Source organism: Streptomyces sp. CB02056 (assembly GCF_001905545.1).
GTDB lineage: Bacteria > Actinomycetota > Actinomycetes > Streptomycetales > Streptomycetaceae > Kitasatospora.
In genome coordinates, this window is sequence record NZ_LIPD01000001.1 from 664,236 (window position 1) to 684,276 (window position 20,041).

Sequence of the window (20,041 nt, forward strand, 5' to 3'; positions counted from 1 at the left end):
TCACGCCCTGTCCGCGACGCGCTCGCCGAGCAGGCCCTGGGGCCGGATCAGGAGGACGAGGATGAGGAGAACGAAGGCCCAGACGTCCTTCCAGGCGCCGCCCCCGAAGAGGTGCATGCCGGGCAGGTGCTGGATGTAGCCGGTGGCGAGGGCTTCGGCGAGGCCGAGGGCGAGGCCGCCGAGCATGGCGCCGTAGATGTTGCCGATGCCGCCGAGGACGGCGGCGGTGAAGGCCTTGAGGCCGAGGATGAAGCCCATCCGGAAGTCGACCTGGCCGCTGCGCAGCCCGTACGCGACGGCGGCGACGGCGGCGAACGCGGCGCCGATGGCGAAGGCCATGACGATGATGCGGTCGGTGTCGATGCCCATCAGCTTGGCGGTGTCCGGGTCCTGGCTGGTGGCCTGCATGGCGCGCCCGGAGCGGGTGCGGGTGACGAACCAGCCGAGGGCGAGCATGCACAGCGGGGCGGCGATGATCAGGAAGAGGTCGCTGCGCTGGATGGTGACGGAGCCGAGGCTGAACGGGTCGCCGGGGATCTTGGGGAAGACCCGGGCCTTCTTGGCGTCCGGGTAGAAGGAGAAGACGAGCTGCTGGAGCAGGATGGACAGCCCGATCGCGGTGATCAGCGGGGCGAGCCGTGGGGCGTTGCGCAGCGGGCGGTAGGCGAAGCGCTCGGCGGCGACGGCGGTGAGGGTGGAGACCAGGATGCCGGCGATCAGCATGAGCGGCAGGGCCAGCCACAGGGTGGTGCCGCCGGGGAGGGCGAGGTAGGCGGTCAGGGCGCCGAAGCCGCCGACCATGACGATCTCGCCGTGGGCGAAGTTGATGAGCTGGACGATGCCGTAGACCATCGTGTAGCCGATCGCGACGAGCCCGTAGAGGGCTCCGAGGATCAGGCCGTTGGCCAGCTGCTGCGGTAGGTCGTGCACCGCTGGGCCTCCGTAGTGCGTTCGGGGTGTCCGCGTGGGTGGTGGATGTGGGTGCGCGCGGGGGCACTCGTGGCGCCCCCGCGCGTGGTGGTGGTGAAGTGGCGCCTGTGGTAATGGTGGTGACTGGGTGTCAGCCCTTGAAGGTGCCGGACTTCTCCACGGCCCACTTGCCGTCCTTGACGGTGTAGACGGTGAGCTGCTTGTTGGTGGTGTCGCCGAACTCGTCGAAGGAGACGGTGCCGGTCACGCCGGCGAAGCTGACCTTCTGGACGGCGTCGCGGACGGCCTTGCGGTCGGGGACCTTGCCGTTGTTGTCCTTCACGGCCTGCTTGACGCCCTGGATGATGGCCCAGGCGCTGTCGTACGAGTAGCCGCCGTAGGTCTCGTAGGCGTCCTTGTAGCCGGCCGCCTTGTAGTCGGCGATGAACTTCTTGGCGGTGTCCAGGCTCTCGACCGGCAGGCCGACGGCGGTGGCGTAGTCGCCCTGGCTCTTGGGGTTGAGCTTGATGAAGTCGCCGCTCTGGATGCCGTCGCCGCCCATCAGCGGGATGTTGACGTTGGCCTCCTTGAGCTGGAGGGAGAGCGGGCCGGCCGCGGGGTACTCGCCGCCGTAGTAGACGGCTTCGGCGCCGGAGCTCTTGACCTTGGTGACGATGGCGGCGAAGTCGCGGTCGTCGGGGTTGACGTGCTCCTCGCCGACGAGCTGGCCGCCGAGCTTGGTGAACTCGCCCTTGAAGGTGCCGGCCAGGCCCGCGCCGTAGGTCTTCTGGTCGTCGATCAGGAAGACCTTGGTCTTCTTGGCGTCGTTGTAGAGGAACTGGGCGGCGAACGGGCCCTGGACGGCGTCGGTGGTGGCGGTGCGGAAGTAGGACGTGAACGGGCGCTTCTTCTCGCCGCTGGCCCACTTCTCGCCCTGGCTGAGGGCGACGCCGGTGTTGGCGGGGGAGACCTGGACCAGGCTGGCGTCGTCGAAGATCTGCTGCATCGACTGCGACACACTGGAGTTGAGCGGGCCGACGACGCCGAGGACCTTGGGGTCGCCGACCAGCTGGGTGGCGTTCTGCTGGCCGGGGGCGGGCTTGCCGGTGTCGTCGAGGGCCTTGATCTCGAACTTGACGCCGGGGACCTCGTTGGTCTCGTTGGCCTTCTTGATCGCGAGGTCGGCGGAGTTGCGGATGCCGAGGCCGAGGGCGGAGAGGTCGCCGGTGAGCGGGGAGTCGACGCCGATGACGACGGTGGTGGAGCCGGAGTTGGAGTTGCCGCCGTCGGCCTTCTTCTCTCCGCGGGAGCCGCAGGCGCTGAGGCTGAGGGCACCGATAACGGCAATGCTCACGACAACTGCTGAACGGTGACGCACGAGGGTCCCCTTCGGTTCAGGAGGCGCCCGCGCCGGAGTGGCGGGAGCCGGAGTGCGCGGAGGGCCTGGCCCAATCGAATGGCGCGGTGACTGGCCGTGACTCTAGATGCCCTTGGGCGACTCGGGCAGTACTGGGCGCAGGCTGTGATTCTCTTGTTATGAGCACACGGAGTATTTGTCTCACCATGTGGTCGTTCCGGTTCGATCGATCCCGAGATGGCGGGCGTTTACGCGCTGGTAGGGCGATGTAAGGCCCAGAAATGGGGGTTGCAGCTGGCAGCGCCGATTATCGGACGCTCGTGTCCGATGCCCTGCTTCCGACCTTGAGCGTCCGCATTGCGGACAACGGGGGCGCGGCCGAGTGGTCCCGGGGCGCCTGAAGGCCTCGGAACCGGCAATTGATCGGATTTCCTACTTGTTACGCAGCGTTACGAGCGCGGGATGTGTGCCGACCGCGCCCGGACATGTGAACGCCCCCTTGTCCAGACCAACGCCTGCCCAAGGTGGCGGAAGGTCAAACAAGGGGGCGGAAAAGGGACTTGATGTTGTCCGGAGTGAACTCCGGTCCGCTGTGCGGACGTTGTCGCGCCTCGGGGTTCGGTCAGAGGTCGCGCAGCATGCAGGTCAGCCGGCAGCTGGTGATCCGCCGGCCGGTGTCGTCGGTGATCGCGATCTCGTAGGTGGCGGCGGTGCGGCCCTTGAACACGGCCGTCGCCACCCCGGTCACCAGCCCGGAGGTGGCCGAGCGGTGGTGGGTGGCGTTGAGGTCCACGCCGACCGCGTAGCGGCCGGGACCGGCGTGCAGCATCGCCCCGATCGAGCCCAGCGTCTCGGCCAGCGCCGCCGACGCGCCGCCGTGCAGCAGCCCGTACGGCTGCTGGTTGCCCTCCACCGGCATGGTGCCGACCACGCGGTCGCCGGAGGCCTCGACGATCCGGATGCCGAGCTTCTCGCCGAGGTGGCCGCCGGAGAAGGTCCGCGCGTTCACGCCGAGCTTGGCGAAGTGGTCCAGCACGTCCTGCGGGACGTTCAGGACGGGCGTGCCGTCGTGCGCGCTGTCGGGGGCGGTGCCGGGGACGGTCTCGGGGGCGGTGTCGGGGACCGCGTCGGTCATGGGGGAACTCCTGCCGCTCGGGGGTGTGCCGCCTGTGATCGTACGACCGTCCTACTCATAGGTAGCAGCGGTGGCCGGACCGGCGCGGCGTCCTTTTTGTCGGTGCCGGGCCATAGGATCGGTGGCCGGTAGTGGAATCGGCAGGAACGGACGTTGACGTGGCTACGCAGAGTACGGACAAGGGCGCGACGGGTGGCGGCGGGGCCGGCCCGCGGCCCCGGCTGATGCTGCTCGACGGGCACTCGATGGCCTACCGGGCCTTCTACGCCCTGCCCGTGGAGAACTTCAACACCTCCACCGGCCAGCCCACCAACGCGGTCTACGGCTTCGCCTCGATGCTCGCCAACACCGTCCGGGACGAGCAGCCCACCCACCTCGCCGTCGCCTTCGACCTCTCCCGGCAGACGTTCCGCTCCGTCGAGTTCCCCGACTACAAGGCCAACCGCGCCAAGACGCCGGACGAGTTCAAGAGCCAGGTCGGCCTGATCGGCGAACTGCTCGACGCCATGCACGTCCCCCGGCTGACGGCCGAGGGCTTCGAGGCCGACGACATCATCGCCACCCTGGCCACCGCCGCCGAGGCGGCCGGCTACGACGTCGACATCGTCACCGGCGACCGCGACTCGCTCCAGCTGGTCACCGACCACGTCACCGTGCTCTACCCGACCAAGGGCGTCTCCGAGCTCACCCGTTACACCCCGGAGAAGGTCGCCGAGAAGTACGGCGTCACCCCGCGCCAGTACCCGGACCTCGCCGCCCTGCGCGGCGACCCGTCCGACAACCTGCCCGGCATCCCCGGCGTCGGCGAGAAGACGGCCGCCAAGTGGGTCAACCAGTTCGGCTCCTTCGACGAACTCGTCGCCCGCGCCGACGAGGTCAAGGGCAAGATCGGCGAGAAGCTGCGCGACCACCTCGACTCGGTCAAGCGCAACCGGGTGCTCACCGAGCTGGTCCGCGACGTCGAACTCCCGCTCGGCGTCACCGACCTGGACCGCAAGCCGTTCGACAAGGACGCCGTCGGCACCCTGATGGAGTCGCTGGAGTTCCGCAACGCCAACTTCCGCGACCGCGTCTTCGGCATCGACCCGTCCACCGGCTCGGACGCCGCCGAGGCCGAACTCGCCCCCGGCGTCGAGGTGGACGGCGAACTCCTCACCGACCCGGGCACCCTGGCCGCCTGGCTGGCCGAGCACGCCTCCGACGGCAAGACCACCGTCGCCCTCGCCGCCGTCTACCAGTGGGCGCTCGGCACCGGCGAGGTCACCGAAGTCGCCCTCGCCGCGGGAGAGACGGCCGCCTGGTTCGACCCGGCGCTGCTCGCCGAGGAGGACGAGCGGGCCTTCGCCGGCTGGCTCGCCGACGCCGCCGCCCCCAAGGCCCTGCACATCGCCAAGCAGGTCATGCGCGCCTTCGCCGAGCGCGGCTGGACGATCGACGGCGTCGTCGCCGACACCGCGCTCGCCGCCTACCTGATCAAGCCCGGCCGCCGCACCTTCACCCTGGAGGTGCTCGCCGAGGAGTACCTGGGCCGCTCGCTCACCCCGGCCCCCGCCACCGAGAGCGGCCAACTCTCCTTCGACGCGCCGGAGGAGGACGAGACGGCCGCCGCCCGGTCGCTGATGCTCCAGGCCCGCGCCGTGCTCGACCTCGCCGCGCTCTTCGACACCCGCCTCGCCGAGGTCGGCGCCGTCGAGCTGACGCGCGACATGGAACTGCCCATCGCCGCCCTGCTCGCCCGCATGGAGCGCTACGGCATCGCCGCCGACCGCGAGTGGCTCACCCGGCTGGAGGCGCAGTTCGCCGCCGAGATCCAGCGCGTGGTGGAGGAGGCGCACGCCGCCGCCGGCCGCGAGTTCAACCTCGGCTCGCCCAAGCAGCTCCAGGAGATCCTCTTCGGCGAGCTCGCGCTCCCCAAGACCAAGAAGATCAAGACCGGCTACACCACCGACGCCGACGCGCTCACCTGGCTGGCCACCCAGACCGACAACGAACTGCCGGTCATCCTGCTGCGCCACCGCGACCAGGCCAAGCTGCGCACCACCGTCGAGGGCCTGCTCAAGACCGTCTCGCCCAAGGGCCGGATCCACACCACCTTCAACCAGATGGTCGCCGCCACCGGCCGGCTCTCCTCGCAGGACCCGAACCTGCAGAACATCCCGGTCCGCACCGAGGAGGGCCGGGCGATCCGCCGCGCCTTCATCGTCGGCGAGGGCTACGAGTCGCTGCTCACCGCCGACTACTCGCAGATCGAACTGCGGATCATGGCGCACCTGTCCGAGGACGAGGCGCTGCTGGAGGCCTTCGCCTCCGGCGAGGACCTGCACACCACCGTCGCCTCCCAGGTCTTCGAGGTGCCGGGCGCCGCGGTGGACGCCGAGATGCGCCGCAAGATCAAGGCGATGTCCTACGGCCTGGCGTACGGGCTGTCCGCGTACGGGCTCTCGCAGCAGCTCGGCATCAAGCCGACCGAGGCCCAGGGCCTGATGGACACCTACTTCGAGCGCTTCGGCGGCGTCCGGGACTACCTGCGCCGGGTCGTCGACGAGGCCCGGGCCACCGGCTACACCGAGACCCTCCTCGGCCGCCGCCGCTACCTGCCGGACCTCAACAGCGACAACCGCCAGCGCCGCGAGATGGCCGAGCGGATGGCCCTCAACGCCCCGATCCAGGGCTCGGCCGCCGACATCGTCAAGATCGCCATGCTCCGGGTCGACGAGGCGCTGCGCGCGGCCGGCCTCACCTCCCGGATGCTGCTCCAGGTGCACGACGAAATCGTGCTGGAGCTGGCCCCCGGCGAGCGCGAGCGGGTCGAGGCCGTCGTCCGCGAGCAGATGGCGGGCGCCTACCCGCTGCGCGCCCCGCTGGACGTCTCGGTCGGCGTCGGTCCGAACTGGGAGGCCGCCGCGCACTGACGGGTGGCCTTCGGGCGGGTCCGGGCGCGCGAGGCGTCCGGGCCCGTTCCTCGGTGCGCCCGCGTCAGCCCAGCGGGGGGTGGATCAGCCGTCCGTGGTGGATCAGGGACACGGACTGCTTGAGGCGGCGGACACGGATGCTGATCTCGTAGCCCCTGATGCCCTCGATGCGGGCCAGGCGGCCGCTGAGGTAGCGGTAGAAGTCGGGGGTGTCCCGGCAGATGACGACGGCCATGAGGTTGTGCCTGCCACTGGTCGCCGCGACGAAGGCGCATTCCTCGTGCCGGCCGAGCTCCTCGCCGATCCGGTCGAGTCCGGGCAGGTCGACCTGGAGCCAGAGGACGGCGTTGAGCTCGTAGCCGAGGCGCTCCGGCAGGATGTCGATGCCGTAGGCGAGGGAGCCGGAGGCCTCCAGGGCCTCCAGCCGGCGGGCGACCCGGGGCGTGGACCAGCCGGTGACCTCGGCCAGGCGGGTGTGGGAGGCGCGGCCGTCCTCCGCCAGGGCCTCGAAGAGCGGGAGGTCCTCGTCGGCCGGGGCGAGCGGCGGCCCGGCGGCCACGGGGCGCTCCGCCGTCAGCAGTCGCACCTGCTCGTCGGTCAGGGAGCGCTCCCCGCCGGCCCAGCCGACCGCGTCCGGGGCGCCGAACGCGTGGAGGAGGAGGTCGACGCTCATGTCGAGGACCGAGGCGGCGCGCGGGAGCTGCCGCAGCAGGACGTCGTCGCGCCCGGTGCCGGCGGCCGAGCGGATGGTGCAGATGATCTCCGACCCGCCGGAGGCGATGCTGGCGTAGCCGACCTCGGGCCTGCGGGCCAGGGAGTCGGCGACGGGCCCCACGGCCTCCGGGCGGCAGCGCAGCCGCGCGACCCACTCCGCCTGCCCGTGGGCGGACGGGCTCCGCTGCCCGATGACGCGCAGGATCCCGCCGCGCCGCAGCGCGTTGTAGCGGCGGGCCACGGTCTGTTCGGACACCCCCACGACCTCGCCGAGGCGGCGGAACGAGACCCGGGGGGCGCTGTAGAGCCCGTGGATGATTTTGCGGTCCAGATCGTCAGGCACGGAGGAATCCTGACACAGGCGCGGGCCGGAACGGAGGTTCCGGTACGTCTACCGGGATCGCTTGGGGATTCCCCGCCCGTGGGGCCGAAGCTTTGCGGTGCCCCCAGCAACCGGTGCCCGCGCGGCATCCCGCAGTCGAAGGAACCACCCCGTGAACTCCGCAACGGTGCAGCGCCCCGTGGCCGGACGAGGCGTCACGCTCGTCATGGCCTGCCTGGGCGTCTTCGTCGCCTACCTTCCCGTGACCACCGTGTCCGTGAGCCTGCCGGCGCTCCAGCGGGTGCTGGGCGCCTCGACCTCCCAACTGTCCTGGGTCTCGGACGCGTTCGTGCTGCCGATGGCCGCGCTGATCCTGACCACCGGGGTGTGGGGCGACGTCCACGGCCGCAAGCGGGTGTTCCAGGCGGGCATGGCCTTCTGCGCCCTGGGCGCGGCCGTCTCGCTGACCGCGGACTCGGTGCAGTCGCTGTGGGTCGGGCAGGCGGCCTCCGGACTGGGTGCGGCTGCCCTGCTGCCCACCACGCTGGCCCTGATCAGCCACGCCGTCCCCGACCACCGGGAGCGCGGGAGGTTCATCGGCCTGTGGGCGATGTCCATGCTGGCCTCGCTGGCCATGGGACCGCTGATCGCCGGGCTGCTGCAGCAGCACGTCGCGGTGCGCTGGATCTTCCTCCTGCCGATCCCGGTGTCCCTGGTCGTACTGGTCGTCGCGGCCTTCCTGCTGCCCGACTCCCGGGCGCCGCACGGCCGGCGGCTCGACTGGCCCGGGCAGATCAGCGCGGCCGTCACGGTCACCGCCGTCGTCTACGGCGTGATCGAGGGCGGCGCCGACGGCTTCGGCACGCCCTCCGTGGTGGCGGCCCTGGTGATCGGCGCTGTCAGCGCCGTCGCGTTCGTCCTCGTGGAGCGCCGCAGCGACAGCCCGATGCTCGACCTGGCCCTGTTCCGCAGTCCCGCCTTCGCCGCCACGTCACTGGTCGCCATGATCAGCTTCCTGGGGCTGATCGGCTTCTTCTTCGTCCTGAGCCTGTACTTCGGCCTGGTGCAGCACCTGAGCACGTGGGAGGCCGGACTGCGGATGGTCCTGGTGTCCGGGACGTCCCTGGTCGCGGGCATCCCGGTCGGACGGCTGATGCACCGGGTGTCCCCCCGAGTCATGATCACCACCGGTCTGGTGGTGATGGCGGGCTCGCTGCTGTCGCTGACCGGCGTCGACGCGGCCACCTCGTACGGGTCGCTCGCCTGGCGCCTGGTCCTGCTCGGCCTCGGCATCGGCGCCGTCCTCACCCCGATGACGGCCTCCGCCGTCTCCTCCGTACCGCACCACCTGGCCGGCATGGCCGCGGCGGGCAACAACGCCTTCCGCCAGCTCGGCGGCGCCCTCGGCCCCGCCGTCCTCGGCACCCTGCTCACCACCCGCGCCCTCGACGCCCTGCCCGGCCGGCTCGCCGACGCCGGCGTGCCCACGGAGACCGGCGGCCACGTCCTCGCCGTCGCCCGGGAACAGGGCCTCGGCGCCGTCGCCGGGCTCGACCTCGGCCCCGCCACCAGGCCGGCCCTGAGCGCGCTCAGCGGCTCCTTCCTCGACGGCCTCCAGCTCTGCCTGGTCGTGTCGGCCTCGCTCGCCCTGCTGGCGGCCGTCGCCTGCGCCGTCCTCCTGCGGCCGGCCGCGCCCGCCGCGCCCGGCCGTCGCGGCGCCGGAGCCCCGGCGCCGCGGACCGCCGCCGGCCCCGTCCTCGTCACCGCGGGCAGCGCGTCCACCCAGGGGCCGCAGCACACCCCGTGACAGCGGGTGGCGCGGACCGCCCCAACCCGCGCACGGGTTGGGGCGGCGGGCTGCGTCCGATCCGAAGGGGTCGGGTCAGATCGGCAGGTTCCAGCCCGGGCCGTCGTGGCTGCCGAGCCAGACGCGTTGGCCGGCTGCCGAGACCGTGATGCCGAAGGCGTCCTGGGGCGGCTCGCCCGCGCTCTGCCAAGCCTCGATGGCGGTCTCCACCTGGTCCCACAGGTGGAGCGGTCCGCGCTGGACGACGGTCCAGCCGCCTGCCGGATCGGGTACGGTCCGGGCCTGCGATCCGGTGGCCACGTCCGAGAGGATCTGCCGACCGCCCGCCCCCATCCGTTCCGCTGAGGGTGCCGCGAGCTGCGCGACCCAGCTTCCGGTCCAGGTGTCGAGCTTCGCGGGGTCGATGCGGCTCGCGCGCTCCTCGCCGGGGAGCAGGGCAAGAGCCGGCCGGGGCGGCCGGTCGTGAGGGCGGGCGATCATGAAGCTGGTGTGGCCGGGCAGGAACCTGCCGGTGGCCTCGCCCGGGCCGGTCACGTCGAGCAGCGCCAGGGCGTTGGCGTAGCCCCACCCGGAGAAGGTGACCAGGATCCGGCCGCCCGGCTTCACCTGGTGGAGCCAGGCCGTCGGCAGGTACCGGACCGAGCATGTCGCGATCAGCCGGTCGAACGAGCCGCCGTCCGGGTCCCCGCCGAGGCCGTCGCCGGTGACGAGGCGCGGGGCGTAGCCGGCGGCCTCGACGGCCGCGGCCGCGCGTTCGGCGACCCGGGGGTCGCACTCGATGCTGGTGATGGCTCCGTCGCCGAGGCGGCGAGCCCCGAGGGCGGTCGAATAGCCGGTCCCGGTGCCGACTTCGAGCACCCGGTGGCCGGCGTCCGCACCGAGTCGCTGCCACATGGCCAGCACGAGCGAGGGCAGCGTCGATGACGACGAGGGTGCCCCGGAGACCGACTGCTCCCCGGCCTCCTCCGGGCATGTGCGACCGTCGAGTTGGGTGACGAGGGTCTGGTCGGCGTAGACCCCCTCCAGGTATCCGGGGTCGCCATGGCGCACGGCCCGGTAGCCGGTGGGGGCGCTCCCGTCGATCGGGACGAAGTAGCCGCAGACGAACAGCTCACGCGGTACAGCGGTGGCGGCGTCGATCCACGCGGGGTCGGTGAGCGTGCCGTTCCCGGTGAGCTGGTCGACGAGGGCTGCGCGAAGGATGTCGGACGTGGTCATTCGTGGTGACCTCTTTCCAGTTGGTCGGCGATCGTGTGCGCGATCCGATGGGTGGTCCCGGCCGGCTGCCACGCCCACTGCCCGTTCGGGTTGCACTCCAGGAAGGACCACGTGCCGTCAGTGGTGACGGCGAAGTCGAATGCCCCGAAAACCAGTTGGAAGGCGGCGAGGTAGCGGGTGATGGCCTCGGCGACCGGGGCGGGGACGTCGATCGGACTGCAACGCATTCGGTCCTGGCGGTATCGCCAGTCGAGGTCCGGGCTGTCGATGCGGGTGCCGAAGAGCCGGTTTCCGACAGCGGTCACCCGGGTGTCGAACGCCTTGGGAACCCTGGCCTGGAACAGGTGCGGACACGCTGTCACGGCCTCGGTGATGTCCTGGCCGCGGACTTCGTGCACCCAGACGGCCCGGGCCTGCCCGTCCACCGAGTACGGGGTGTTCCACAGGGGCTTGTAGACCATGCCGACGACGTGGTCGGCGGCGAAACTCCGTGCCTCGTGGTCGTCGTCGGTGATCAGGGTGTCGGGCACCCGGAATCCGCAGCGCTGCGCGGTGGCGAGCTGAGCCGGCTTGTACTCCGCTGCCCGGTTGAGCCACGGGTGGTTCACGTAGTGCGCCCCGGGAAGTGAGGCCAGGATGCCGCCCGCCCCCCAGAAGGCCTGTGAGGCGGCGAACCGGCGGTCCTGCCCGGCGAGGTCGGGCGGCCCCTCGAAGGGGGACGGTCGGCGGACCCAGACCGATCGAACAGCCGTGAGGTCGAGCTCGCGGCTCGACGTGCGCAGGATGCCCCGCCGAGCACCGGTGCCGTACACGGCCGTCAGCGAGGCACCCGCGTGCAGGTCGGTGCCGGGATCGAGACGGACCACCGGTACCCGGCGCTCGGCGAGCACCCGCAGGACCACATCCGCTGTCACGTCGGAGGAGTTGGTCAGCACCAGCACCGACCTGCTTCGGTTGTCCATCAGCCGGAACTCTGGTCCTGGTCGTAGGACTCGGTCACGTCGCTGTCCGTGGCCCCGCCCGGCTTGGCCCCGTCACCGGGGCTCGTGTGGGTGGGCGTGAGACCGCTGGTGCTGGTGCCGTGGTTCCCCAGCTCGACCGTTCGGCCGTTCTCGTCCACGATGACGGCGATCTGCGTCTCGGGGTCGATCACGGGCGTGAACGACGGGAGCGTGGCGGTGGCCGGGTAGGGCCCCATCCTGCTGATGCCCCACGGTGCGGGCGTCTGGGTCATGCGTTTCTCCTGGTCGTGGTCCGGATTGTGTCGTTGCAGCCCCGTCCTGGAGGGGAGGGGCTCTGGCCATGGCTCGGCGGGACTCAGGCGGTTGGAGATGCCGAGGGGGTGGAAGGTTCATCGGACGCTCGCCTCGGGCGGCGAGGAGTAGGAAGTCGGACCCGTCGACTTCTGGTGCTTGGTGGTCTGGGTGCGGCAGTGGGTGAGGGCGTACTTGATGCGGGTGTCGGAGTGGGGGGTGGTGGTGAGGAGTTCGCCGGCGGTGGTGAGGGTGGTCCAGTAGAGGGTGGGGTTGCCGGTGCGGGGCATGGGGTGGGTGGTGGTGAGGGAGAGGTAGGCGGTGGTGAGGTTGCCGGTGGTGAACCAGCGGGTGAGACCGTGGTGGTGGCCGGGGCGGAGGCTGCCGTGGGCGTAGACGGCGGTGAGGAGGTGGTCGACGATGGCGAGTTCGGTGTCGGTGAGGGACTTGGGGATGTCGAAGACGCCGAGGGCTTCGAGGAGTTCGCCGGTGTCGGTTTCGGAGTCGGGGCGGGGGTCGGCGAGGAGGGCGTCGTAGCAGTCGTTGAGGCGTCGGGTGGTTTCGGCGAGGGGGATGGACAGGGCGAGGCAGACGGCGCGGGCGGAGGGGAGGGGCTTGCGGGTGCGGCGGGCGAGGAGGGCGTAGGTGTCGGCGGGGGTCCGGCCGCGGGAGAGGGCGTGGCGGGCCAGGGTCGTGAGGTGCATGGGGGTTCGGGCTTTCAGGCGGTGACGAGGGCGGGGGCGGGCACGGGGGAGATGAGCACCCAGACGAACTTGCCGATGCCGCCCGGTCGGTTGGTGCAGCCCCAGCGTTCGGCGAGCTCGTTGACGAGGAACAGGCCGCGCCCGTGCTCGTCGTCAGGGGTGGCGACTCGGAGGGTGGGGTGGGCGGCGCAGGCGTCGTGGACTTCCAGCCGGAGGCGGGAGTTGACGAGGGTGAAGCGGATCTCGATGTGGCGGTCGTCGGGGGCGTCGGAGTGCTGGACGGCGTTGGCGAAGAGTTCGCCGAGGAGGAGTTCGGCGGTGTCGGCGTAGCGGTGACCGGAGGGCAGCCCGGAGAGGTACGCGCGGAGCAGGTAGCGCGCCAGGGGCGTGGACTCGATGCGGGAGTCGAGGTGAGCGACGAAGGGGCGGGGGCGGTGGGTTTCGAGCATGGCGAAGTACCTCGGGGGAGGGGTGCGTGTGAAGGGAGTGCACTGCGTGCTGGGCTTGTCCGGGCGACCGGACGGCGCCTGCCCGCAAAGGGGAGAGGGGGACCGGGGGCGTCACCCGGGCGGCTGCGGATGGAGCCGACAGCCTCCCTACGGGCGAATCAGGAGCATTCGGGCGCCGGCAGGAGCGGACAGTGTGGGAGGGTGGCCCGGCAGTCGGCCCGGCCCGGCCGGTACGCGCAGTGGCGCGTATCCGGGTCGCGGTGTCGGCGAGATCATGAAGGTTTCCTCACACGGTTGGGTTGAGTGCGATGGGCGTCACGCTGGGCGTGGTGGTGCTGACGATGGGAAACCGGCCGGCGGAGCTGACGGCTTTGCTGGACTCGGTGCGGGCCCAGGACGGCGGCAGTGACGGCGTGCGGACCGTGGTGCTCGGGCAGGGCGTGGAGCTGCCCGAACTGCCGGACTGGGTGGACCCCGTGGAACTGCCCGAGAACCTCGGCATCCCCGGCGGCCGCAACGCCGGCGTCGAGCGGCTGCGCGAGCTGGGGGGTACGGACGTGCTGGTGGTCCTGGACGACGACGGCCTGCTGCCGCGCACCGACACCTTCCGGCTGGTCCGGGAAGCCTTCGAGCAGGACCCGGGGCTCGGGATTGTTTCCTTCCGCATCGCGGACGAGACCGGGTTCACCCAGCGCCGGCACGTTCCCCGCCTCGGCGCCAGTGACCCGATGCGGTCCGGGCCGGTGACCACGTTCCTGGGCGGCGGCCACGCCATCCGGATGAGCGTGATCGACCAGGTCGGGCTGTTCCCCGGCGCGTTCTTCTACGCCCACGAGGAGACCGACTTCGCCTGGCGCGCCCTGGACGCGGGCTGGCACATCGACTACCGCGCCGACATGGTGCTCCAGCATCCCCGCACCGACCCTGCCCGGCACGCCACCTACTACCGGCTGACGGCCCGCAACCGGGTCTGGCTGGCCAAGCGCCACCTGCCGGCCATCCTGGTGCCGGTCTACCTCACCTCCTGGGCGGCCTACACGGTGGTCCGCCGACCGCCGCTGTCCGGTCTCAAGGCGTGGTGGTCCGGCTTCTTCGAGGGCGTGCGCACGCCCTGTCCGCCGCGACGGCCGATGCGGTGGAGCACGGTGTGGCGGATGGCGAAGCTGGGTCGGCCGCCGGTGTTCTGACAGCCGACCCAGGAGCTCGTGTGGGCGTCGGCGGGGGCGATAGCAGGTTTTGACCATGGCGAAGTACCCCAAGGGAACCAGTGTGTGCGGATGGAGAGGCTCGTCGTGCCTCACGTTCCTGCTGCGACGCCATCCAGCGGCCGGGTGGCACGACTCGGCCATCTCCTGTAAATGAGACCACGCCATGCACTTATGTACATGAGTAGCGAATAGAAGAGTGCCCTACTCCTGTGCATGAGTCAACCCGTCGCGAGAAGAATCTCGCGACGGGTTGAGGGAGTTGATGGCTAGTCAGTCATGGGCAGGGAACCGGTAGTCGAGAACGAACTGGTCGGCGGCCATGACGGTGTCGCATACCTCCACTACCCGGCCATCTGTAGTGATGGCATCGCGAACGAGATGGATCACTGGCGCGCCGGGGCTCAGGGTGAGCGCTCTGGTCTCGGGCTTGGTCGCGAGCCGGGCCCGAACGGACTCGGTGAACTCGGCCAGAGAGTAGCCGTGCTCTTCGAGACGGGCGTAGATGCCGCCGCCGCCAGGGTTCTCGGCGAAGACCTCAGGGATGTCCTTGGCCACATCCCACGGCAGGTACGACGTGGCTTCCTCGGTGGGTGTCCCATCGCGGAAGTACCGGCGCTTGCGAGCCAGTACCTGGGTGCCGGTGGGAAGGCCCAATCGATCGGCGATCTCAGGAGGCGCTTCTGTCGGGCCCACGAACAGCACGGTCACGGATGGGATGCCGCCAGAGGTCTCAGCCTCGGCGAGGTACGCGGCCTTGCCGGCCTTGCGATGGGCGCGGCGGAATCGGTCCGCGGACTTCCGCTGTACCGGCGGGCGGGACCGGACGAACGAGCCTCGACCGTGGTGCGTCTCGATGAGTTGAGCTGTTCGGAGTTCGGCGACAGCCTTGCGTGCTGTCCCGGACGCGACTCCGTATCGCTGCATGAGTTCGGCCTCGCTCGGCACGATCGCGCCGGGAGGCAGGGCGCCCGACTTGATCTGTGCGGCGAGGTCGGCCGCTATCTGTAGGTACTTCGCTGTGGCCGACGAGGCCACCTCACCACTCGCCATAGTCCTTCAGGGCTCCTATTCTCCTGCACATGAGTAACAGTGCAGGGAAGGCCCGGTCAATGCCACTCCACTCGGTGTCCGTCGCCGGAGTGGTGGTGCGCGAGGACGGCTGCGTGCTGGCGATTCGTCGGGCTGACAACGGAACTTGGGAACCCCCGGGTGGCGTGCTGGAACTGGGCGAGGCCATCGAGGACGGCGTGCGCCGCGAGATCTACGAGGAGACCGGGATCAAGGTCGGCGTGGAGCGGCTGACCGGCGTCTACAAGAACGTGAGCCGAGGTATTGTCGCCCTCGTCCTTCGATGCCGACCGGAGAACGAGGCGATGCGGCTCTCGGAGGAGTCGGTCGAGGTCGCTTGGCTCTCGCCGGCCGAGGTCTCCGAACGCATGGCCGAGGTCTATGCCGTGCGTGTCCTGGACGGGCTTCGGGGCGACGCTGCGCCAAGTGTCCGGGCTCATGACGGTCGTCACCTGCTGTGACAGGCCAGGCGGCGGAGGTGGTGGGCCATGTCCAGGCGTGTCTAGGAGGGTGCCCCGGACGCTCCGCGGCGGACTCACTGGTTTTGGCCGCTTCCATGGTCGTCCCGACATCCGGAAGCGGTTGGCTGACTGGCGCTCCGGGGCGATTCTCGTGGTGCGCCAGCCACTGTTCGTTGTTCGGCCGCAGGTCCAACGCGCTGTGAAGGCTCAGAGCTCGGCAGGGAATCCCAGCAGAGCTGCGATCCGGGCGGGAGTGCCAGGCTGCCCGTCGGCGAGGACGGTGGTGATGCCGAGTGCTTCGGCCGGGGGCAGGTTCCTCGGGTGGTCGTCCACGAACAGGCAGGCCTCGCCGGGCAGTTCGAGTCGGTCCAGGGTGAGCTGGTAGATCGCCGGATCGGGCTTGGCCAGACCCTCCCGCTCGGAGATCACCGTCACGTCGAACAGCTCCCACACGCCCAGGGCCTCGTACGGGTCGTACGGGTCGAGGCCGAAGGAGTTGGACAGCAGCGCGACCTTGACGCCGGCCCGCCGTGCCGAGCGGGCGAGCGCGATCATGTCGTCGGCGGGCCGGACGCCCGACCATGCTCGGCCCATCAGGTTCTCGTGCTCCGGCACGCCGAGGATGGGAGCCACCCGCCGGTTCCACTCCGCCTGGCTCAGCCGGCCGGCTTCGAGCTCGGTGTACAGGCGGCTGGCTTCCGGCTCGTAACCGAGCGTCTGCCGCCACGCCCCGGCGTCGAGGCCCTGGGCGAGGCACCACTCGCCGTGTGCGGGGCCGGCATTGGCGGTCAGTACGCCGACGAAGTCCAGGATCAGAGCTGCGAAGGGGAGTCCGGCCTCGCCGGGGCGAGTGACGGTCGGGGTGGTCAGTGTCATGCGGGGGTCGTCCTCTCCTGTCACTTCCGGGCGTTGAGGCGGCGGGTGGGTTCGGCGGTGGTGGGGTCTTCGGGCCAGGGGTGGCGGGGGTAGCGACCTCTCAGGTCGGCGCGGACGGCGCGGTAGCCCTCGCGCCAGAAGGACTCCAGGTCACCGGTGACGGCGGCGGGGCGGCCGGCGGGGGAGAGGAGGTGGATGGTGAGGGGCACACGGCCGGCGGCCAGGGTGGGGGTCTTGGTCCAGCCGAAGAGTTCCTGCAACTTGACGGCCAGCACTGGGCGTTCGGTCGTGTAGTCGACTCGTATCTTCGAGCCGGACGGGACGGTGATGCGCTCGGGGGCCAGCTCGTCCAGGCGGCCGGCTTCTCCGCTCGCCCAGGGGAGCAGGCGTTGGAGGGCAGCGGTCGTGTCGATCCTCGCGAGGTCGGTGCGGCGGCGGGCGCGGGAGAGTTCGGGCTCCAGCCACTCGTCGGCGCGGGCGAGGAGGGCCTCGTCGCTGACGTCCGGCCAGGGGGCGCCGAGGGCGGTGTGGAGGAAGGCGAGGCGCTCGCGGAGGCCCGAGCGGAACGTCAGCAGGGTGCTCACGCCCTCACGGCCGAGGCCTTCGAGGAGGGCGGCGCGGACGAGGGAGCGGTCGGGGCGGTCGAGAGGCTTCTCGGCGAGTTCGATCGCACCGAGGGATTCGACCTGGCGGGAGACGACCTCGCCCCGCCGGGTGTCCCAGTGGACCTCGGCACGGTTGCTGACCAGCGCCGCCCCGGCGGCCAGGGCGGTGGCCTCGTCGAGCGCCGCCGCGTGCAGGATGCGCGCCGAGTGCGACCCCGCCGGGCGGTCGGCGACCGCGACGGCGAGCCAGGGCAGGGTGCCGAGCACGGTGCCGGGGGCGAGTTCGGCGGCCGTGCCGGAGGCCATCAGGTACGGGCTGCGCTCGCCGGGGGCGGGCCGTTCGACGCGGGCGCGGGCGATCCGCTCCGGGAAGGCGAGGGCGACGACGAGTCCGGCGGCGGCCGCGTCGGGTAGGTCGGTGGCGGGTTCGTCGGAGGTGGCGCGGAGCAGGCGGCGGACTTCGTCGCGCCAGCGGCCGGCGTACGGGTCCTTCGCGGAACGGACGGTCCGCCAGACCGCGCCGAGGTCGTCGCCCAGGGCCCGCGGCGGCTCCTCGGAGAGCAGTGCGACGACCTCGGCCGCCCGCCGCGCTCCGACCGCCGCCGCCCCGTCGACGAGGGCGCGCCCCAGTCGGGGGTGCAGCCCGGTGCGGGCGAGCCGGACGCCGCGCGGTGTGGCCCGTCCGTCCGGGGAGACCGCGCCGAGGGCGGTGAGGGTCTGCCGGGCGGCGGCCATCGCCCCGGCGGGCGGGGCGTCGGGCAGGGCGAGGCCGGTGGCGTCCGGGTCGCCCCAGCAGGCGGCCTGGAGGGCGAAGGGGGTGAGGTCGGCGAGCGCGATCTCGGGGGTGGGGAAGCGGGCGGCGAGGGCGTCCTCGGCCTCGTTCCAGCAGCGGTAGACGGTGCCGGGGGCTTCGCGCCCGGCGCGGCCGGCGCGTTGGCGGGCGGCGGCGAGCGAGGCGCGGACGGTGACCAGCCCGGCGAGGCCGCGGGCGTGGTCGGTGCGGGGTTCGCGGGCCAGTCCGGCGTCGACGACGACCCGGACGCCGGGCACGGTGAGCGAGGACTCGGCGACGGCGGTGGTGAGCACGACCCGCCGTGAAGGGGACGGGGTGAGCGCGGCGTCCTGGACGGCCTGCGGGGCGCGGCCGTGCAGCTGGAGGACATCAACAGAAGGCAGGCCGCCCAGCTGCCCGGCGACCCGGGAGATCTCGCCGACGCCGGGCAGGAAGCAGAGCACGTCCCCGTCCCGCTCGCTCAGCGCTCGCCGCACCACCGCCGCGACGTGGTCGAGCAGTGCCGGGTCGACCCGGGTGCCGTGGGCGGGCCGGACGGCGCGCGGCGGCGGTGCCCAGACCACCTCGACCGGGTGGGAGGTCCCGTGGGCCTCCACCACCGGGGCGCCGCCGAGGAGTTCGGCCCAGGCCTCGGTGTCGGAGGTGGCGGAGGCGCAGACCAGGCGCAGTTCGGGCCGCAGCGCCGCCCGGACGTCCAGCAGGAAGGCGAGCGCGGTGTCGGCGTCGAGGTGCCGTTCGTGGCACTCGTCCAGGACGACGACGTCCACACCGGGCAACTCCTGGTCCCGCTGGAGGCGTTGCAGCAGGACGCCGGTGGTGACGACCTCGACGACCGTGTCCGGCCCGGTGCGGCGCTCGCCGCGCACCGTGTACCCGACCTCGCGGCCCACGGACGAGCCGAGCAGCCAGGCCATCCGCCGGGCGGCGGCCCGTACGGCGAGCCGGCGCGGTTCGGCGACCAGCACCCGGCGTACGGGCCGGCCGTCGGCGAGCAGTCCGGCCAGGGCGAGCGGCACCAGGGTGGTCTTGCCGGTGCCGGGCGGCGCGGCGAGGACGGCGGTGCCGGGGCCGTCCAGCGCGTCGTGCAGGGCGGGCAGGGCGGTGCGGACGGGCAGTTCGCGCCAGGCCGGGTTCAGCAAGACATCAGCCCCGTTCGGCGACGAAGATCGCGGTCCCGGGGATCAGCCGCCCGCGCAGCGGGGACCAGCCGCCCCACTCCTGCTCCAGGCCGGCCGGCCACTCGGGCTCGACCAGGTCGACCAGCCGGAAGCCGGCGGCGACGAGTTCGCGGACCCGGTCGCCGACGGTGCGGTGGTGCTCGACGTAGGTGGCGCGGCCCTGTTCGTCCTGCTCGACGTACGGGGTGCGGTCGAAGTAGGAGGAGGTCGCGGTGAGGCCCTCGACGCCGGGCTCGTCCGGGAAGGCCCAGCGGATCGGGTGGGTCACCGAGAACACCCAGCGCCCGCCGGGCCGCAGGACCCGGTGGACCTCGCGCATCAGGGCGGCGGTGTCGGCGCTGAACGGGACGGCGCCGTAGGCGGAGCAGGCGAGGTCGAAGGAGGCGTCGGCGAAGGGGAGGACGGCGGCGTCGGCCTGGACGACGGCGACGGGCGTGGTGCCGCGGCCGAGGTCGATCCGGCGGGAGTGCTGGAGCTGGCGGTAGGAGATGTCGAGGGCGACCGGCCGGGCGTCCCGGGCGGCCAGCCAGCGGGAGCACTGGGCGGCGCCGGCGCCGATCTCCAGCACGTCGCGGCCGGCGACGTCGCCGAGCAGGCGGGCGTCGGCCTCGTCCAGGCCCTCGGGGCACCAGGTGAAGCGGTCGTCGCCGAGGAACTCGCCGTGCTCGTCCTGGTACTCGTCGGCGTTGCGGTCCCACCAGTGCCGGCTGGCCCGGCTGCTCTCCCCGGTGCCGGCCGCGCGGCGCACCGCGTCGTCGCCCTCTTCCTCGACCCGCGCGGCGGAGGTGTCAAGATCGTGCAGGTCTGCTTGGGGGGTGGTGGCCACGGTGACAATGCCCATCGCGTAGGGTATGGAGTGCGGAAGCGCCGCTGCCGCGAACCGGCCCGTCAGGGTCCGGATCCTGGCGGTGGCATCCGGGGACGTGGCCCCTTCGGGCGCCGCCGCGAGGCGCGCATTCGGAGGATATGGCCTGATCCGTACCGGGCTCCACCGTCTTGCCGTCCTTCGGCATTGACCGTGCCTGGCCGTCCCCGTATGCTACAAGTTGCGCTGCGGGCCTGCGCGCCTCGG

The 20,041-nt window shown here is 71.9% G+C and carries 17 protein-coding genes; 4 read left to right on the top strand and 13 right to left on the bottom strand.

Annotated elements, in window-relative coordinates; genetic code table 11:
* The 3 genes from AMK13_RS02935 to AMK13_RS02945 form a co-directional block, all read right to left on the bottom strand.
* Positions 1 to 930, bottom strand: a complete 930-nt coding sequence (locus AMK13_RS02935; protein WP_049651559.1) for a branched-chain amino acid ABC transporter permease — start codon at positions 928 to 930, stop codon at positions 1 to 3.
* 130 nt (positions 931 to 1,060) lie between these two features.
* Positions 1,061 to 2,287, bottom strand: a complete 1,227-nt coding sequence (locus tag AMK13_RS02940) for a branched-chain amino acid ABC transporter substrate-binding protein (RefSeq protein WP_049651560.1) — start codon at positions 2,285 to 2,287, stop codon at positions 1,061 to 1,063.
* Between the two features lie 601 nt (positions 2,288 to 2,888).
* Positions 2,889 to 3,401 carry a PaaI family thioesterase gene (locus tag AMK13_RS02945; protein ID WP_241852723.1) on the bottom strand — a complete coding sequence of 171 codons (513 nt, stop codon included), beginning with the start codon at positions 3,399 to 3,401 and terminating at the stop codon, positions 2,889 to 2,891.
* Between the two features lie 224 nt (positions 3,402 to 3,625).
* On the opposite strand from AMK13_RS02945, the gene polA reads away from it, so the two are divergent.
* The gene (gene polA / locus AMK13_RS02950; RefSeq protein WP_198959310.1) at positions 3,626 to 6,313 is read left to right on the top strand and encodes a DNA polymerase I; all 2,688 of its coding nucleotides are present in this window, start codon (positions 3,626 to 3,628) and stop codon (positions 6,311 to 6,313) included.
* Between the two features lie 64 nt (positions 6,314 to 6,377).
* On the opposite strand, the gene AMK13_RS02955 is transcribed toward polA, so the two are convergent.
* Positions 6,378 to 7,370: an Lrp/AsnC family transcriptional regulator gene (locus AMK13_RS02955; protein WP_049651562.1), complete on the bottom strand. Its 993-nt coding sequence runs from the start codon at positions 7,368 to 7,370 to the stop codon at positions 6,378 to 6,380.
* 205 nt (positions 7,371 to 7,575) lie between these two features.
* Between AMK13_RS02955 and AMK13_RS02960 the strand changes: the two genes are divergently transcribed.
* The gene (locus tag AMK13_RS02960; protein ID WP_074001200.1) at positions 7,576 to 9,156 is read left to right on the top strand and encodes an MFS transporter; all 1,581 of its coding nucleotides are present in this window, start codon (positions 7,576 to 7,578) and stop codon (positions 9,154 to 9,156) included.
* Between the two features lie 75 nt (positions 9,157 to 9,231).
* Here the strand turns inward: AMK13_RS02960 and tgmC are convergent, their stop codons facing one another.
* The 5 genes from tgmC to AMK13_RS02985 form a co-directional block, all read right to left on the bottom strand.
* Positions 9,232 to 10,374 carry an ATP-grasp peptide maturase system methyltransferase gene (gene tgmC / locus AMK13_RS02965; protein ID WP_049649912.1) on the bottom strand — a complete coding sequence of 381 codons (1,143 nt, stop codon included), beginning with the start codon at positions 10,372 to 10,374 and terminating at the stop codon, positions 9,232 to 9,234.
* Entirely contained in the window at positions 10,371 to 11,336 is a 966-nt protein-coding gene (tgmB, locus tag AMK13_RS02970; RefSeq protein WP_074000965.1) for an ATP-grasp ribosomal peptide maturase, read from the bottom strand. The genes tgmC and tgmB overlap by 4 nt, the downstream gene beginning before the upstream one ends.
* Positions 11,336 to 11,608 (bottom strand): putative ATP-grasp-modified RiPP, encoded by a 273-nt coding sequence (gene tgmA / locus AMK13_RS02975; RefSeq protein WP_074000966.1) that lies wholly within the window; start codon positions 11,606 to 11,608, stop codon positions 11,336 to 11,338. Before tgmA ends, tgmB begins: the two co-directional genes overlap by 1 nt.
* A 117-nt stretch (positions 11,609 to 11,725) precedes the next feature.
* Positions 11,726 to 12,331, bottom strand: coding sequence for a hypothetical protein (locus tag AMK13_RS43315; protein WP_074000967.1), 606 nt, complete (start codon positions 12,329 to 12,331; stop codon positions 11,726 to 11,728).
* A gap of 14 nt (positions 12,332 to 12,345) precedes the next feature.
* Complete coding sequence (locus AMK13_RS02985; protein ID WP_074000968.1) at positions 12,346 to 12,780, bottom strand: ATP-binding protein; 435 nt, start codon at positions 12,778 to 12,780, stop codon at positions 12,346 to 12,348.
* Positions 12,781 to 13,088: 308 nt separating this feature from the next.
* On the opposite strand from AMK13_RS02985, the gene AMK13_RS02990 reads away from it, so the two are divergent.
* On the top strand, positions 13,089 to 13,967 hold the full coding sequence (locus AMK13_RS02990) for a glycosyltransferase family 2 protein (RefSeq protein WP_074000969.1): 879 nt from the start codon (positions 13,089 to 13,091) through the stop codon (positions 13,965 to 13,967).
* Positions 13,968 to 14,258: 291 nt separating this feature from the next.
* Here the strand turns inward: AMK13_RS02990 and AMK13_RS02995 are convergent, their stop codons facing one another.
* Entirely contained in the window at positions 14,259 to 15,038 is a 780-nt protein-coding gene (locus AMK13_RS02995; RefSeq protein WP_074000970.1) for a GntR family transcriptional regulator, read from the bottom strand.
* A gap of 17 nt (positions 15,039 to 15,055) precedes the next feature.
* On the opposite strand from AMK13_RS02995, the gene AMK13_RS03000 reads away from it, so the two are divergent.
* Complete coding sequence (locus tag AMK13_RS03000) at positions 15,056 to 15,517, top strand: NUDIX hydrolase (protein ID WP_074000971.1); 462 nt, start codon at positions 15,056 to 15,058, stop codon at positions 15,515 to 15,517.
* Positions 15,518 to 15,724: 207 nt separating this feature from the next.
* On the opposite strand, the gene AMK13_RS03005 is transcribed toward AMK13_RS03000, so the two are convergent.
* Genes AMK13_RS03005 through AMK13_RS03015 form a run of 3 tightly spaced genes read right to left on the bottom strand, consistent with a single transcriptional unit; the run spans position 15,725 to position 19,810 of the window.
* Positions 15,725 to 16,393, bottom strand: a complete 669-nt coding sequence (locus AMK13_RS03005) for an HAD family hydrolase (RefSeq protein ID WP_074000972.1) — start codon at positions 16,391 to 16,393, stop codon at positions 15,725 to 15,727.
* Between the two features lie 20 nt (positions 16,394 to 16,413).
* Entirely contained in the window at positions 16,414 to 18,930 is a 2,517-nt protein-coding gene (hrpB, locus tag AMK13_RS03010) for an ATP-dependent helicase HrpB (protein WP_198959301.1), read from the bottom strand.
* 4 nt (positions 18,931 to 18,934) lie between these two features.
* Positions 18,935 to 19,810, bottom strand: coding sequence for a class I SAM-dependent methyltransferase (locus AMK13_RS03015; protein ID WP_079271777.1), 876 nt, complete (start codon positions 19,808 to 19,810; stop codon positions 18,935 to 18,937).
* Positions 19,811 to 20,041 lie beyond the last annotated feature (231 nt).